Origin of the sequence: Polaribacter sp. BAL334, from assembly GCF_015767435.1 — a bacterium.
GTDB lineage: Bacteria > Bacteroidota > Bacteroidia > Flavobacteriales > Flavobacteriaceae > Polaribacter.
In genome coordinates, this window is the sequence record NZ_JADWOV010000301.1 from 108,259 (window position 1) to 125,064 (window position 16,806).

General features: G+C 30.9%; 14 protein-coding genes. 8 read left to right on the plus strand and 6 right to left on the minus strand.

What is annotated here, in order from left to right; translation table 11 throughout:
- Positions 1-23 precede the first annotated feature (23 nt).
- The 6 genes from IU405_RS09970 to IU405_RS09995 form a co-directional block, all read right to left on the minus strand.
- Positions 24-1,214: a mannosyltransferase gene (locus tag IU405_RS09970; RefSeq protein ID WP_231749667.1), complete on the minus strand. Its 1,191-nt coding sequence runs from the start codon at positions 1,212-1,214 to the stop codon at positions 24-26.
- Between the two features lie 203 nt (positions 1,215-1,417).
- On the minus strand, positions 1,418-2,908 hold the full coding sequence (locus tag IU405_RS09975; protein ID WP_197438463.1) for a cellulose synthase family protein: 1,491 nt from the start codon (positions 2,906-2,908) through the stop codon (positions 1,418-1,420).
- The gene (locus IU405_RS09980) at positions 2,908-3,600 is read right to left on the minus strand and encodes a glycosyltransferase family 2 protein (RefSeq protein ID WP_197438464.1); all 693 of its coding nucleotides are present in this window, start codon (positions 3,598-3,600) and stop codon (positions 2,908-2,910) included. Before IU405_RS09980 ends, IU405_RS09975 begins: the two co-directional genes overlap by 1 nt.
- A gap of 419 nt (positions 3,601-4,019) precedes the next feature.
- On the minus strand, positions 4,020-4,931 hold the full coding sequence (locus tag IU405_RS09985) for a toxin-antitoxin system YwqK family antitoxin (RefSeq protein ID WP_197438465.1): 912 nt from the start codon (positions 4,929-4,931) through the stop codon (positions 4,020-4,022).
- On the minus strand, positions 4,931-6,553 hold the full coding sequence (locus IU405_RS09990) for a 4Fe-4S binding protein (RefSeq protein WP_197438466.1): 1,623 nt from the start codon (positions 6,551-6,553) through the stop codon (positions 4,931-4,933). Before IU405_RS09990 ends, IU405_RS09985 begins: the two co-directional genes overlap by 1 nt.
- 4 nt (positions 6,554-6,557) lie before the next feature.
- A complete protein-coding gene (locus tag IU405_RS09995) occupies positions 6,558-7,907 on the minus strand; it encodes an NAD(P)/FAD-dependent oxidoreductase (RefSeq protein ID WP_197438467.1) in 1,350 nt (449 codons plus the stop codon).
- Between the two features lie 154 nt (positions 7,908-8,061).
- Between IU405_RS09995 and IU405_RS10000 the strand changes: the two genes are divergently transcribed.
- The 8 genes from IU405_RS10000 to arsS all read left to right on the plus strand — a co-directional run bounded on the left by IU405_RS10000 (position 8,062) and on the right by arsS (position 16,752).
- Positions 8,062-9,063: a glycoside hydrolase family 113 gene (locus IU405_RS10000; RefSeq protein ID WP_197438468.1), complete on the plus strand. Its 1,002-nt coding sequence runs from the start codon at positions 8,062-8,064 to the stop codon at positions 9,061-9,063.
- Between the two features lie 80 nt (positions 9,064-9,143).
- On the plus strand, positions 9,144-9,977 hold the full coding sequence (locus tag IU405_RS10005) for a universal stress protein (protein ID WP_197438469.1): 834 nt from the start codon (positions 9,144-9,146) through the stop codon (positions 9,975-9,977).
- Between the two features lie 156 nt (positions 9,978-10,133).
- Positions 10,134-10,862: a metallophosphoesterase family protein gene (locus tag IU405_RS10010; RefSeq protein ID WP_197438470.1), complete on the plus strand. Its 729-nt coding sequence runs from the start codon at positions 10,134-10,136 to the stop codon at positions 10,860-10,862.
- Between the two features lie 67 nt (positions 10,863-10,929).
- Positions 10,930-13,749 carry a M16 family metallopeptidase gene (locus IU405_RS10015; RefSeq protein WP_197438471.1) on the plus strand — a complete coding sequence of 940 codons (2,820 nt, stop codon included), beginning with the start codon at positions 10,930-10,932 and terminating at the stop codon, positions 13,747-13,749.
- 100 nt (positions 13,750-13,849) lie between these two features.
- Positions 13,850-14,551, plus strand: coding sequence for a queuosine precursor transporter (locus IU405_RS10020; protein ID WP_197438472.1), 702 nt, complete (start codon positions 13,850-13,852; stop codon positions 14,549-14,551).
- 53 nt (positions 14,552-14,604) lie between these two features.
- Complete coding sequence (locus IU405_RS10025) at positions 14,605-15,315, plus strand: DUF547 domain-containing protein (protein ID WP_197438473.1); 711 nt, start codon at positions 14,605-14,607, stop codon at positions 15,313-15,315.
- An 11-nt stretch (positions 15,316-15,326) separates the two neighbouring features.
- The gene (locus tag IU405_RS10030) at positions 15,327-15,662 is read left to right on the plus strand and encodes an arsenosugar biosynthesis-associated peroxidase-like protein (protein ID WP_197438474.1); all 336 of its coding nucleotides are present in this window, start codon (positions 15,327-15,329) and stop codon (positions 15,660-15,662) included.
- 37 nt (positions 15,663-15,699) lie between these two features.
- Positions 15,700-16,752: an arsenosugar biosynthesis radical SAM (seleno)protein ArsS gene (gene arsS, locus IU405_RS10035; RefSeq protein ID WP_197438475.1), complete on the plus strand. Its 1,053-nt coding sequence runs from the start codon at positions 15,700-15,702 to the stop codon at positions 16,750-16,752.
- The last annotated feature ends 54 nt before the right edge of the window (positions 16,753-16,806 follow it).

Genomic DNA, 16,806 nt, shown 5'->3' on the forward strand with positions numbered 1-16,806 from the left:
TACAGTTTTTTAACAACTAAATATTAAAGAATTGTTTTTTTTACGATATGTTTTTTTATTTCGTAAATAATGTATGAAAACAATAAAATATATTGAATTGCAACTATTTGTAAATTTTCATTCCAAGTTGCGTTTGAATAAGCATGATAACTTAAAATGACAACAAATGACCAAAAAACAGGAAATCTATAGTTTGTAAAAATGCATAAAAGTAAAGGTGTTGCAATGTACCAAGGATGCACAGTGCTTGAAAAAAAATAATAAAAACTAATACCCAAAAGCATGGAAATAGAAAGGTTTTTTATGGAATTATTTTTTCTAAAAGCAGCTATTATGAAAATGACAACAATAGTACTCATAGCTGTAATTTTTCCAATAATAGCAATTTCATTATAGCCTGTAATAAGGTAACCAACTTTTCTAAAAAGGTAATAAAAGCTTGCATTAAATTCAAAAGTTGTAAACCATAAACCAATTGATATTGAATAGTTTGATAGTAAATTTTGAGAAAGGAATGGAGAGAATAACAACGAAATTACACAGAATATGATCGCATAAAACGAAATTAGTTTTGTTACATTTTCTTTTTGAATGAAACTCAGAAAATCCAATTTTTTAGTTGGATTTGTATCCAATTTTGGTGAGTGAAACCACTTTAAAAACAAAGGTAAAAAAAGGATTGGAATCAGTTTTACAGAAATAGCACAACCCATAAAAATTGCTCCTACTATCCATTTTTGCTGCTGTAGTTTATAGAAACTCATCACTAAAAAAAACAACATAACAGGCTCAAAATGCAAATTCCCAGTCATTTCAATGATGATAAATGGATTTAAAGCGTACCAAAAAATAGTGTGATTGGGAAGTTGTAATTTTTCTAATAATTTTTTTCCAATATAAAGAATTCCAATATCTGCTATAATAATCAGAAACCTCAACACTAAAATGCTTCCAAAAATGGATTTACTAGCAAAAACTGCTGCAATTAAAAATCCAAGTTGATGAATTGGTGGATAATTGGTAAAATGACTTCCGTTTAAAATTCCCATTCCTTCATGCAAAGTTTTGGCTTCATGTATTGGAAATATACCGCTATTTATAAATGATTCAGGTTTTGAAAGATAGGGATTTAGACCTTCGAAAATCATTCTTCCATCCCAAATAAATCTATAAAAATCTTGAGATAAATTCGGCGTTGCAAATAGAAACAGCAATCTGAAAAGAATTGAAATTCCTACTAAATGCTTAAAAGAAAAGGGCTGGTTTTTTACTAAATAATAATAACATCCAAAGAGAAAAATCCAGCAAAATAAAAGCTTTTCAAAAGAAGTTCTCTCTAAAAAATAGGAAATAAAAACGTAGTTAATAATGCTAACAAAAACAACAAACCAACTTTTATGTTTGTTGAGAAAATTCACTACGCTTTTGAAAAAATGGATTTAAAAAACACGTAAAAGTAACCAATAAATAACATCAAATGAAATGGGAAAAGTCCAAAATCTCCTCCTTGATCACCAACAACAAAAGCACTGTACATCCCAAAAACAAAATAAAGTGCCAATAATCCTTCTAAAATAACATGAACAGAAGGTCTTTTTTTGATGTATTTGTTGCTTTTCCAGCTGTCTTTAAGTGTTAAAATATTGAATTTTGGAGTTCGAACAAATTCACTTTTTTTACCAAAATGTCCTTCTAAAACGGCTATTGAATTGTGAAGAGAAAAGCCCATAGCAATAGAAAAAAACGTAAAAAAAGCGCCAATATAAATAATGAAATTTTTAAATCCACTACCATAAACGTTCTTATACATGTGCCAATAACAGACAAAAAATATCAGTGAACTAATCACAAAAAAGCTCATTACATAAAAATAAGGTTTTAAGTGAGCATACTCATTTTTGATGTAAAGCATAGGAACACTCAATACAGAAACCAAAAATATGAATGTAAACATGCTGCTATTCAGTAAATGTAATACACTATGAACTTTGGTTTTGAAAGAACTATTTTTATTTAAAATAATTCGTTTGATCATTTTCTGAAAATTCTCTGCACCACCTTTATTCCATCTGAATTGTTGAGATCTTGCAGCACTTATAACTACAGGAAGTTCAGCAGGAGTTTCTACTTTTTCTAGATATTTGAATTTCCAATTTTTAAATTGGGCTCTATAACTTAAATCTAAATCTTCTGTCAATGTATCACCTTCCCAGTTTCCAGCATCATAAATACATTCTTTTCTCCAAACTCCAGCTGTACCATTAAAATTGATAAAATGTCCTTTGCTATTTCTACCAACTTGTTCTAACGTAAAGTGGGCATCTAAAGCAAATGCCTGAATTTTTGTCAATGTAGAATAATTTCTATTGATGTGGCTCCATTTTGTTTGAACAACTCCCAATTGAGGATCTTTGAAATAAGGAATAGTTTGATATAGCCAATCTTCTTTTGGTAAAAAATCAGCGTCAAAAATAGCAATGAATTCGCCTTTGGCAGTTTTTAAACCTTCTTTTAGAGCACCAGCCTTAAAACCCTGTCTGTTTTCTCTTCTAATATGCTGAATATCAATACCTAAATCTTGAATAATCTTTACATGTTTGGCTGTAGTTTCCACAGACTCGTCAGTAGAATCATCCAATACCTGAATTTCCAATTTTTCTTTTGGATAATCAATTTTTGCGATGTTTTCTAGCAAACGTTCCATCACATACAATTCGTTATAAACGGGCAATTGTATGGTGACATAAGGAATTTCATCAGGATTCGTAAAGTCGAACTTCGGTGAATTATCTGGTTTGTTTCGATACTTTAAATAATTAAAAAGTAAGTTCAATTGTGCTAGTGCATACATAAAAATAAGCAACAAACTAATTGTATAAACAGTGATAATTAAAGACTCTATAAACATTATTTAAAACTATATTTAAAAATCCAACTTAGAATTTTTACTCCTGCAAATATACTACCTTTTACAGTACCTGAAACTTTTGAAGTTCCAATTCTGTTTCTGTATTTTACCGGAATTTCCAGATAACTCATTTTCTTTTTTAGCACTTTTAATTGCATTTCAACCGTCCAACCATAGGTTTTGTCAGTCATATTTAATGCTAATAATTTTTCATATTTGATGGCTCTAAATGGGCCTAAATCTGTAAATTTTGAACCAAAAAACACCCTCATCAAACTTGTTGCTAACCAATTCCCAAAGATTTGTTGAGGTGTCATTGCGCCTAATTCGCGCAAATCTTTTACACGGGCTCCAATTACAAAATCAATATTTTCTTCAATAATTGGTTGTATAATTTGTGTTAATTGTTCAGGATAATCTGAATAATCACCATCTAAAAAAACAACTATAGTAGGCTTTTTTGTTTGATTTGAAATATATTCTAATCCTTTTAAACAAGCAAAACCATACCCTTTTTTTACTTCTTTTAGCACAGTTGCTCCAGCAATTTTTGCATTATTTGCTGTTTCATCTGTAGAGTTGTTGTCTATCACTATGATTTCATCTACAATTTTTGGAATGTCGTAAATGACCTTTGCAATAGAGTTTTCTTCATTAAAAGCAGGGATGATTACTTTAATTACGGACGTCATTCTTATATTTTAGTACAATCAAAATTGTGTTATTTTGAAAAATAAAATCAGTCAATTCGTTTTTTCGCCTACTTTAAATTCAGGGTGTAAAAGTATAAATATTTTTTGTCAAAATATTAACAATTACATTTTCTTTTTTTGACCTTTTTTTTCGCTAAAAACTACTTATTATTAAAAATTTATAGCAAGATTAATTTTATGTTATTGATTATTAAGTAATTTTATAAAATTTATATTTTTTTCCTAAAAGAATATCAGTAAAATAATTTACTCTTTCTTGGATCATCTTAAAATTTTAAATTTCTTTACAAGATAACTGAGCTAAAAAAAAACATAACTATAATTAAAACTCACATTGGCATTCTAACTAGATTTTTCTCAATATTCTCAGAAAATAATACTTTTCTATTCAGTGTTATTTATCTTAAATCAAGTAGATTATTTTCTTTTTTGAAAGTTGAAATATCTGTCCATTCTTTGTTTTTTTTGCCAGCTTTAAATTTGGATGCTTTGATAATTTTCTTATTTTGATATGTTAAACAATAACCATTTTTTTGATCATTTTCTAATTGGCATTTTTGATTTACTTCTCCACTGGAATCGTAAAATAACCACCAATTATTTTTTTTACCTAAATTGAAATGCCCTTCTTTTTCTTTGATTGAATTTTTAGTATAGAAATACCAGTAATTTGTTTCTAGATTGTTTTTAAAATTACCTTCCTTTTTGAGTTTACCATTATTATTGTAAAATTTCCAATACCCTGTTTTTAATCCATCTTTATATTCACCCTCACTTTCTTTTTGACCATTTTCGTAATACACAATCCAAAATCCAGAATTTTTGTTATTAAGAAAACGTGCTTTATATTTCACTGTTTTATTGGGATAATAACTCAACCAAGTATTCATTTTTAAATCATTTTTAAACCATCCTTCCTCAGAAATAGTAGTGTTGTTGTGATAAAAAAACCAATAAGCGTTTTTTAAATTATCAATATATGTACCCTCATTTTTTTTTATTCCATCTTCGTAATATTCATACCAATTGCCATTTTTTAAATCATCTATATATACCCCTTGTGTTTTAATTTCCCCATTTAAATGATAAAAATTCCAAAACCCATTTTTTTTATTTTCAATATAAAATCCTTTAGACGAAATAGTATTATTTGAATTATAAGTAATCCAATAACCATTTTTTTTATTTTCGATTAGCCATCCTTCTTCTTTAAATTGATCATTTTCATAATATTCTTTTTTATATTCTACCTGTGAAAATAGTATAAAACTAAAAAAATAAAAAAAAAGGAATAATCTATTTTGAAGCATTATTTTTGGTTTAACAATTGCATTAAATCAACATCATTACCTAACAAAATTTCGGTAGGATTAATTCTCCCTTTTTCAGGACCATTTTCCAATTTTAACACTCCTCTTGGACAAACTGCACTACAAATTCCGCAACCAACACAGCTTGAACGAACAATATTTTCGCCTTTTTGGGCATAAGCTCTCACATCAATTCCTTGCTCGCAATAGGTGGAACAGTTTCCGCAAGAAATGCATTGACCACCATTTGTAGTAATTCTAAATCTAGATTTAAAACGTTGTACAAATCCTAAATATGCAGCTAAAGGACAGCCAAATCTGCACCAAACTCTGTTGCCAAAAATGGGATAAAATCCAGTTCCAATAACACCCGCAAACCAAGCTCCAATTAGAAAGCTATAAGTATCTTTTATCCATTGTGATTTGATTCCTAAAAAAGAAGAAGTTCCTGAAAAATAACAATATAAAGTAACAACCGTCATTACTAATGAAAAAATCAACACAGAATGAATCAGCCATCTTTCTAATTTCCAGGCATTTAAACTTTTATCAGAATGCTGTCTATAAGGGTCTCCCAAAGTTTCAGCCAAACCTCCACAACCACAAACCCAAGAACAATACCAGCGTTTTCCGAAAAAATAGACCATAACAGGTACAATTACAATCGTCAAAATGATTCCCCAAACTAAAATAAAAATTCCAATAGCACCGCTATTTTGCAAACTTTTGAGGTTCCATTCAAAGAAAAAATCGTAATCTAAAGGAAAAGCACTCTTAAAATCATAGCCAGGCATATTCAAACTTGTCATGATTTCTGGAATCAGAAAAGCAAAAACAATTTGGAAAAATAAAACGGAAGTCGTTCTAATTATTTGATATTTATTGTGTCTGTATTTGATATACATTCTTGCACCCATCACCAACATAATTGTACAATATAAAAATCCATACACAAACCACTGACTGGCATTTCCACCATTTAAAGCATTGCTGATTGGATCAAAAATAAACGTCCAATTCACCACATAATCTGGCATAAAGTAGAGCACAAGATAAAAACCAACCAAATACATCAAAACCAACCAAGCAATAAAACCTCTATTTGTGGCGGATTCATGATAAATTCCGTTGTTTTTAATTCCTGGTTTTCCCAGTAAAATAACATTTGGAAGAATAAAAAGTAATGCTCCAAAAATTCCCAAACCAAAAGTCAACCACCAAGCCAACATTGGTTCGTCTTTGAAAAATCCTTTTCCCGCTTTTTTTGCCAAATCATAACTTAATGAATGTGGTTTTCCAGAAATTTTATATTGAAATTCTTCCCCTTTTTTAGCCCAATTTTTTTCTGCATTGTATTTTGAAATTTGAGTTTCATGATACTTATTGGAGGTTTCAAAAGCGGCTCTAACTTTGCTTGAAAACTCAAAGATGGATAATTTTTCATCAGTCACAATTGACTTTAATAACTCCTCTTTTAGGTGTTCACTTTTATACCCTTTTTCAGAAATATAGCTCTCTAATTCTTGCTCAGTAAAGTTAAAATAGCCTGAAAAAATAGCCATTGTAAAAATGGAAAATCCTACTAAGAAAATTCCTAAACCTGAGTATTTTATTGCTTTCATTTGATTATGCTTTGCTAAAAATTCGTTTCCAACTTTTCTTTTTCACTTGAATATTTGTACACATTTCTTGATTGAATTTTGCCACAATTTCAGTTTCGTGAGATTTATAAAATTCAGGGTCAAAGTTGGCATCTGCTAAATATTCTAAAACATGTTCTACTGATTTTTTTTCAGAAAGCCATTGGTCAAAAATTTCATGGCGCATTCGAATTCCAAACGTATTGATTCCTAAAAATTCATGCGTATTTTTGTCAAAAGAAATGGTAATGCATTTATTTTGGGAAGCATGTTGCCATTGAAAATGGTCTTCATTTTCACTTTTAGTTTTTTCACTAAAAACCCAACCATAGGTTTGATATTCAATGTCTAAAAATTTCGCAGAATTGAACCAATGTCCAGGTTTATATTCCGTTTTTTTGCCACAAATGGTTTGCGCTACAGTTTCGCCCATCATTCTTCCTGTATACCAAACAGCTTCAATGGGTCTTCGATTTCCAATCGGATGTTGTTGTTCTGCACAATCTCCAATTGCATAAATAGTAGGAATATTGGTTTCTAAAAATCGATTCACCAAAACTCCTTTATTACAAGTGATGTTGGTGTTTTTTAAAAAATCGATGTTTGGCGAAACTCCAGCTGTTAATCCAACAACATTACAAGGAATTTCTTCATTAGTTCCTTCAATAATGACTGATTTTACTTGCCCATTTTCATCAGAAATGATTTCTTTTAAATTGGTATTTAGTCGCAAATCTATATGATGTTCTAAAATGTGTTTGTTAATCATTTCAGATTCTTGAGTTGGTAAAACACTATTCCAAAAACTCGTTTCTCGAACTAAAAATGTCACTGGAATTTTTCTACTTCGCAACATTTCTGCCAATTCAATGCCAATCAAACCTCCACCAACAATCACAGCTCTTTTACAAACTTCCTTATTAGGCGCATATTTTTCCAAGTTTTCTAAATCTTGTTTGTGATACAATCCCATAACTCCTTTTAAATCTTGTCCTTTCCAACCGAATTTATTGGGTTTTGAGCCTGTTGCAATGATTAATTTGTCATAAAAAAGAGTTGAATTATCTGAAAATATCAGTTGATTTTTATCAGTGTTAACATTGGTTACAAATCCTTCTTTGAGTTCAATATTATTTTTTTTCCAAAACCAGTTTTCATAAGGTTGTGTATGCTCAAATTTCAGATGTCCCATATACACATACATGAGCGCAGTTCTTGAAAAAAAATACTTTGATTCTCCAGAAATAATAGTAATTTTTTTGTTAGATTTTTTACGGATGTGTCTTGCAGCAGTTACACCTGCAATGCCATTTCCAATAATTACAATGTGTTCCATGATTTGTTGGTTGATGTCATTTCTGTCGAAACGAAAGATAAGAACTTAATCGCTGAACTCAATTTAGAATTAATTTAAATAATAAATCGAATGTTATTTTTAACAATTGAATGTCATTTTTATTTCAAATTTTAACTGTATTTTAGTTGACTTTATGAAAGCAAAAATTCTTTTTTTAGTTGTAGTTGTTTTTTTGCAATTTTCCGCAAATTGTCAATCAAAAAAAATCAATGGTGTCAGTTTTGTATCTTCTAGAGACAGCATCAATCAGACTCATATTCAGCCAGTTATTACTGTAAATAGCAATCATGTTGCCTTAATGCCTTTTGGATTTATTCGTGATTTGGCTTCCCCAACAATCACTTTTAATAGCACTAGACAATGGTTTGGTGAAACCGAAAATGGCTTGATTCAATATGCAAAAGCTTTTCAAAAACAAGGAATCAAAATCATGGTAAAACCTCAAATTTGGGTTTGGAGAGGCGAATTTACAGGACTTATTGAGATGAAATCTGAAGAAAATTGGCAGATTTTAGAAAAATCCTATGAAGATTTTATAGTGGCTTATGCAAAATCTGCCGCAAAAATAAATGCTGAAATTTTTTGTATTGGAACAGAATTGGAAAAGTTTGTGTTGAATAGACCTCAATTTTGGGAACAACTAATTCGTACAATTAGAAAAGTGTACAAAGGAAAACTCACGTATGCAGCGAATTGGGATGAATATAAAAAACTCACTTTTTGGAATCAATTGGATTTTATTGGAGTGGATGCTTATTTTCCTTTATCAGAAAAAGAAACGCCAACAGTTACTGATTTTGAAAAAGGTTGGAAACCACATAAAATCGAAATTCAACAACTTCAAAAAAAATTTCAAAAACCTATTTTATTCACAGAATATGGATATAGAAGTGTTCATTTCAATGGAAAACAACCTTGGAAAGTAGATGATATTGAAGGGAATATCAATTTTCAAGCTCAAGTAAATGGATTGCAAGCGATTCACAATCAGTTTTGGAAAGAAGATTGGTTTGCAGGAGGATTTGTTTGGAAATGGTTTCATGCACACGAAAAATCTGGCGGCAAAAACAACAATCGTTTTACACCACAAAACAAGCCAGCTGAACAATTACTTAAAAAATTACATTCGAATTAATTTTTTCTAAAACATGATAAATATCCTGTTTTTAGCGATTGAAACCCTTTAAATTTGTTTCAAAACAAAAAAACATTTTCATGAAAAATATCATTGTACCAGTAGATTTTTCAAATCATTCTCAATTCGCTTTAAAATCGGCTGCTTTGTTAGCCAAAAAAAATAACGCAACACTTTATGCCTTGCACATGTTGGATATGCAAGAAATGTCTTTATCCGAAAGTGAAGTGTACTTGCACGAAAAAACGTTGTTTTTCTTAAAATTAGCAGAAAAAAGATTTCAAGATTTTTTGAAAAAAGACTATCTAAAAGACGTGAAAGTTGTTCCTATAATTAAACATTATAAAGTTTTTAAAGAAGTTGATGCAGTTGCAAAGGAAGTGAATGCTGATTTGATTATTATGGGTTCACATGGTGCAAGTGGTTTCAAAGAATTTTTTATTGGTTCCAATACTCAAAAGGTAATTAGACATGCCAATGTTCCTGTTTTGGTAATCAAAAATGAAATGGCAAATGTTGATTTTACAGATGTAGTGGTTGCATCAGATTTTTCGGAAGAAAGCATTCCTGCATTTCAAAAAATGTTAAAAACCTTGGAGCCAATGAATGCTAAAAAACATATTGTTTACGTGAATCCTCCTTTTGATTCGTTTAAAACCACTCAAGAAATGGATGCTTTAGCAGACAATTTTTTATTGAAATTAGAAGGAAATACGGATAGAAAAATCAATGTACATTTTGTTTGTGCAAGAACAATTATGCAAGGAATTTTAGATTTCTCAAATAGTGTTGGAGCAGATCTGATAGCAGTTATTACCCATGGTCGCACAGGAATTGCACATTTTATGGAAGGAAGTGTTGCAGAGGATGTAACTAATCATTCAACCTTACCAATTATTTCATTCAAAATATAATCAATTTTATTCTCATAAAAAGAGAGAAAGTACTATTGAGAAAAGGAATCTATTTAGTTAAAGATTCCTTTTTTTTATGCAATTTTTAATTGTTTTTTAACATATAATTCCTGATTTAACTTCAAAAAAAAGTAGTTTTGCTGAAAAAGAAAATTCATGCGAACTTTTGCAATTGGTGATATTCATGGAGGTTTAAAAGCCTTATTACAAGTGTTAAATCAGATAGAAATCACGGATAAAGATTCATTGATTTTCATGGGAGATTATGTGGATGGTTGGAGTGAATCTGCGCAAGTAGTGGATTTTTTAATCCAACTTTCGGAAGAAATCAACTGTGTTTTTATCAAAGGAAATCATGATGTTTGGTGCGAAGATTGGTTAAAAAATGGGAATGTAAATCCTTCTTGGTATTTGCATGGAGGCAAAGAAACCATGGAAAGTTATGAAGATTTTTCTGATGAATTGAAAAAGAAACACCTCACTTTTTTTGAAAATTTACCTGTCTATTATATTGATGAAAAAAATCGATTGTTTTTGCATGCAGGATTCACATCATTATATGGCGTGGAAAGAGAATTGCATGAAGGAATTTTCTACACAGATCGTTCTATGTGGGAAATGATGTTGGCAATGGATAAAAAAATTGAAAAATCTTCCCCATTTTTCCCTAAAAGATTGCAATTATATCATGAAATTTATATTGGTCACACACCAACCACAAATTACAATGAACCTCTGCCTATGAATTTTTACAATTTATGGAATATTGATACTGGTGCAGCATTCAAAGGAAAAATCACAGCCATCAATATTGAAACCAAAGCAATTTTTCAAAGTGATTCTTTGCCTTCTTTATATCCAAACGAAAAAGGAAGGAATAAATAGCTTTTAGCAATTAGCTTTTAAACTTTTAAACTTTTCACATATCTTTATAACCTAAATTCCATTCCAAATGAAAAAAATAATAAGTACCTTTTTATTGATAACCACTTTTTTAGGTGGAGAAATGTTCTCTCAGGAAAAAAAATCAGACTTAAGTATCAATTATAAAAAAATAACATTGAACAATGGTTTGGATGTTGTTTTTCATGTGGACAAATCAGATCCTGTTGTGGCAGTTGAGTTGATGGTTCATGTGGGGTCAGCAAGAGAAATTGCTGGCAGAACTGGTTTTGCACATCTTTTTGAACATTTATTATTTTTAGAATCTGAGAATTTAGGAAAAGGTGGATTGGATAAAATGACTGCTAGAATTGGTGGTTCAGGAGCCAATGGTTCCACTTCAAGAGACAGAACAAATTATTTGCAAACAGTTCCAAAAGACGCTTTAGAGAAAATGATTTGGGCTGAAGCTGACAAAATGGGTTGGTTTATCAATACTGTTACTGACCAAGTGTTGGCGAAAGAAAAACAAGTGGTAAAAAACGAAAAAAGACAAAGTGTTGACAATCGTCCTTATGGTCACAATCAATATGTAATTGGCAAAAATTTATATCCAACCAATCATCCTTACAATTGGGAAGTGATTGGTTCTTTGGAAGACTTACAAAATGCAACGTTGGATGATGTAAAGACTTTTTTCAAAAAATGGTATGTGCCAAACAATGCTACTTTAGTGTTGTCAGGAGATTTTGACATCAAACAAGCTACAAAATGGGTGCACAAATATTTTGATGAAATTCCAAGAGGAAATGACATTCCTGCATTAGATAAAAGACCGGGAATTGTTCCTGAAACCAAGTTTTTATATTACGAAGACAATTTTGCAAGAGTTCCTCAATTGACTATGGTTTGGCCAACTGTAGAATTGTATCATCCAGATTCGTATGCGCTTGAAGTGTTGGCTGAATATTTAACAAGTGGAAAATCAGCTCCAATGAATCAAGTTTTGGTCGATGATTTAAAACTGACGTCAAACACATCTATGTTCAATTATATTTCAGAATTGGCTGGACAAACACAATTGATTGTGAGATCTTTTGATGGAGTAAAATTAGATTTAGTAAAAGCAGGAATTGAAAAAGCATTTGCAAAATTTGAATCAGAAGGCATTTCAGATAAAGATTTGAATAGAATAAAAGCGTCTCAAGAAACCAATTTTTATAGCAGTTTGTCAAGTGTTTTAGGCAAAGGAACACGATTGGCATCTTACAATACATATACAGGAAATCCTGGTTTTGTAACTGAAGATATCAACAATACATTGGCAGTTACCAAAGAAGATGTGATGAGAGTGTATCAAAAATACATTAAAAACAAAAACTACTTTGCTACGAGTTTTGTGCCAAAAAATAAGACTGATTTAGCACTTTCAAATTCCATTTTGGCTGCTATTGTTGAAGAAAAAATTGTGATTGGAGCAGAAGAAAATTTTGATTCGAAAATAGAAGCAACTTACACCAAAACACCTTCAAAAATTAACAGAAGTGTGGAGCCTCCTTATGGAAAAACGTTGGAATTAAGCGTTCCAACAGTATATCAATCAAGTATGAAAAATGGATTGAAAATCTATGGAATTGAAAATGATGAAGTGCCTTTAGTGCGTTTTAATTTGACAATTGATGGAGGACAATTATTGGAATCTTTTGACAAATTGGGTGTTGCAAACATGACTGCTAGTTTGATGAATAAAGGCACTAAAAATAAAACAGTCAAAGAATTAGAAGCCGAAATTCAACTTTTAGGTGCCACTATATTTGTGAATTCTGAAACTGAAAACATCACTATTAGCGGAACAACTTTGACTAAAAATTACGACAAAACAATTGCTTTGGTAAAGGAAATTCTTTTAGAGCCAAGATTTGATGAAACCGAATTTGAATTGTTGAAAAAAGCTACGATTGCAAATTTGCGTCAACAAGAAGCGAATCCAAATGCAGTTGCAGCAAACATTTACAATGAATTAATGTATGGCAATGATAACATTCGTTCAAAAAATAGTTTGGGAACGATTGCTTCCATCGAAAATATGAGTTTGACAGATTTGAAAAACTTTTATACAAATTTCATTTCTCCATCTGTAGCAAAAATGTTGGTTGTTGGAGATATTTCACAGGAAAAAGTGGTCACTTCTTTAGAAAGTTTAAATGCAAATTGGTTGCCAAAAGAAGTAAAAATTCCTGTATACGAAACTCCAAATGCTCCTGAAAAATCAGTGGTTTATTTTTATGATATTCCCAATGCAAAACAATCTGTATTGCAGTTTGGAACGCCAGCTTTAGCTGCCACTGAGGCTGATTTTTATCCTGCAAACGTAATGAATTACATTCTTGGAGGAGGAGGTTTTGCCTCAAGATTAACGCAAGAATTGCGTGAAGGAAAAGGATATACCTATGGAATTCGTTCCAACTTTTCTGGCACAAAAGCCAAAGGAGTTTTTACGATTTCAAGTGGCGTAAGAAGCAATGTAACGCTGGAATCAGCGCAATTGGTTAAGAAAATTTTGGAAGAATATCCAACTACTTTTTCTGATAAAGATTTAGAAACTACCAAAAGTTTCCTAATTAAAAGTAATGCACGTGCATTTGAAACTGCTGGCGCAAAGTTGAATATGTTGTCAAATATTAGTGATTTTGGTTGGAATCCTGATTACGTAAAAGACCGAGAAAAAGTAGTGAAAAACATGACCAAAGAACGAATTTCAGCATTGGCAAACCAATATGTAAATCCAACTAAAATGATTTGGTTGATAGTGGGTGATGCTGCAACACAATTAGAACGAATGAAAGAATTGGGTTTTGGTGAGCCTATTTTGTTGAATAAAACGAAGTAAAAAATACAGCTATTTTAAAAATCCCACTTTTATGTGGGATTTTTTGTTTAATAAATCACTTTAATGTTGAAACAAAAATAAAATTTAGTATTTTCGTTTTATGAATCAAAAAGACAAACAATTAGCAGATAGAATTTATTTAATTCTTGCAGCACTTTTTATAGCATCTTTAGTTACTTCAAACCTTATTTTTCAAAAATTCTTTTATTGGTATCCATTCAATATGGAAATTTATGGAGTAAAACTTTTTGAGGTTTCTGTAGGTTTACTGCCTTATCCTTTGACTTTTTTAATTACGGATATTTTATCAGAAATCTACGGAAAGCGCAAAGCAAATGAAGTGGTTATTGCAGGAATATTTGCGTCATTCTTCTCATTATTAATTATTTATGTTTCCAAAGAAGTTCCTGCCACTTCTTGGTCGCAAGTGAATGATACTACATTTGTCAATGTTTTTGGTGCAGCACCTTTGGCAGTTTTGGCTTCCATGATGGCATATTTATTTGCGCAATTTATCGATATTCGTGTGTATCATTTTTGGAAAGATTTTACCCAAGGAAAACATTTGTGGTTGCGAAATAATTTTTCCACTTTTTCCTCTCAATTCATTGATACTGCAACCGTTTTGATTTTGTTATGTTCGTTCGGAATTATCAATTGGGATAAATTTTGGGGTTTGATGATTAGTGGTGTGGTTTTTAAAATGATCATTGCTTTATTGGACACGCCTTTTTTATATGTTGCAGTGTATTATTTCAAAAAACGATTCAACTTAAAAATTAATGAAGAAATTCTAGACTAATTTTGTAATCTGACAATTACAATTGCGTCTAAAAAAGCATTGAAACTTTTTTTATGAAGCACTTTTTATTGATTTTTTTGTTGATACTTGTTGATTTTCAAGCAGTTTCGCAAACAAGTTTTTTTCATGATTTATTACAAAAACATGTTTCAAAAGAAGGTTTGGTGAATTATCAAGAATTCAAAAAAGATTTCCCAAAACTGCAACAATACATTCAGTATCTAGAAAAAACAATTCCTGAGGAAACTTGGTCTGAAAATCGACAAAAAGCGTTTTATATCAATGCATACAATGCTTATACAATTTTGTTGATTCTAGAGCATTATCCATTAAAAAGTATCACAGATATCAAGTTGGACGAAAAAACAGCTTGGAAAATTCCGTTTGTAAAAATTGGAGGAAAAACAATCACCTTAGATTTTTTAGAACATGAAATTTTACGAAAAAAATTCATAGATCCTCGAATTCATGTAGGTGTAAATTGCGCTTCTATTTCTTGTCCAAAATTATCAAACGTGGCATTTACAGAGCAAAACATTGATTCAGAATTAGAAAAATTGATGCACGAATTTATAAATGATTCCTCAAAAAATAAATTGAGTGCAAATACTATAGAAATATCTGCTATTTTTGACTGGTTCAAATCTGATTTTATCAAAAAAAGTTCTTTGATTGCCTATTTAAATCAATATTCAAAAACGAAAATCAATCCAACAGCCAATATTCAATTTTTTCAATACGATTGGAATATCAACAAACAATAAAAATTTAAAAGATGTCAAAAAATTATTATGATGCAGCCGATTTAAGAAAATTCGGAAAAATCACAGAATGGAGTGAAGAACTGGGGACAAAATTTTTCGATTATTATGGAAAAGTTTTTGAAGATGGTGCGCTTTCTGCTCGCGAAAAAAGCTTGATTGCATTGGCTGTTGCGCATACTGAACAATGTCCTTATTGTATTGATGCTTATACAAAAGATGGTTTGCAAAAAGGAATTACTAAAGAAGAAATGATGGAAGCTATTCATGTTGGAGCAGCAATAAAAAGTGGCGCAACTTTGGTGCATGGTGTTCAAATGATGAATGTGGTGAATAAATTGGAGATGTAAATTATTTACGAATTACGAATTAGAAATTACGAATTGAATGAAGAAATCGCTAAAAGCACGAAATAACGATATCGCAAATACGCAAAGACAAATCGAAATTTTATCAAACGGAATTTTTAAAAACGGAGAATTACCCACTTTTGCTGAAAAAATAAACGAAACAAAACAGTTTCCTTTACGTCCCAAAAAATTGGAAGTTTTACAAATCAATTTGGGCTATATGTGCAATCAGGTTTGTGAACATTGTCATGTGGATGCAGGCCCTGATCGCAAAGAAATCATGACCAAAGAAACCATGATGCAATGTTTGGAAGTCATCAAAAAGACAGCAGCGCATACCCTTGATTTAACAGGTGGTGCACCAGAAATGAACCCAGATTTTAGATGGTTTGTAGAAGAAGCATCCAAAGTTGGCATCAAAGATTTTATTGTGCGCTCAAATTTGACGATTATTCAAGCCAATAAAAAATACCAGGATTTACCAGATTTTTTTAAAAAACACAAAGTGCATGTGGTTTCTTCTATGCCACATTATACCAAAGGAAAAACGGATAAACAACGTGGAGATGGGGTTTTTGACAAATCAATAGCAGCGTTAAAATCCTTAAATGAAGTGGGTTATGGAATGCCAAACTCTGATTTGAAATTGGATTTGGTGTACAATCCTTCAGGTGCTTTTTTGCCAGGAAATCAAAATGCATTGGAACATGATTTCAAAAAAGCATTGAAAGAAGATTTTGGAATTGATTTTCACAATTTGTTTGCGATTACAAATTTGCCCATCAGTCGTTTTTTAGATTACTTAATTGCGTCTGAAAATTACGAAGATTATATGACAGCTTTGGTGGATGCTTACAATCCTGCAGCTGTTCAAAACGTAATGTGCACCAATACGATTTCAGTAAGTTGGGATGGTTGGTTGTACGATTGCGATTTTAATCAAATGTTGAATTTAAAAGTAGCAAGCAAAGTGCAGCACATTTCAGCTTATAACGAGGAATTATTACAAAACAGAAATATCATCATCAATCAACATTGTTATGGCTGCACAGCTGGTGCAGGTAGCAGTTGTCAAGGTGTTGTTGCCTAATAAAAACCTGCAAGGTATTTCCGAAGAATGAGGATTCCTTGAAGGGACAATAAA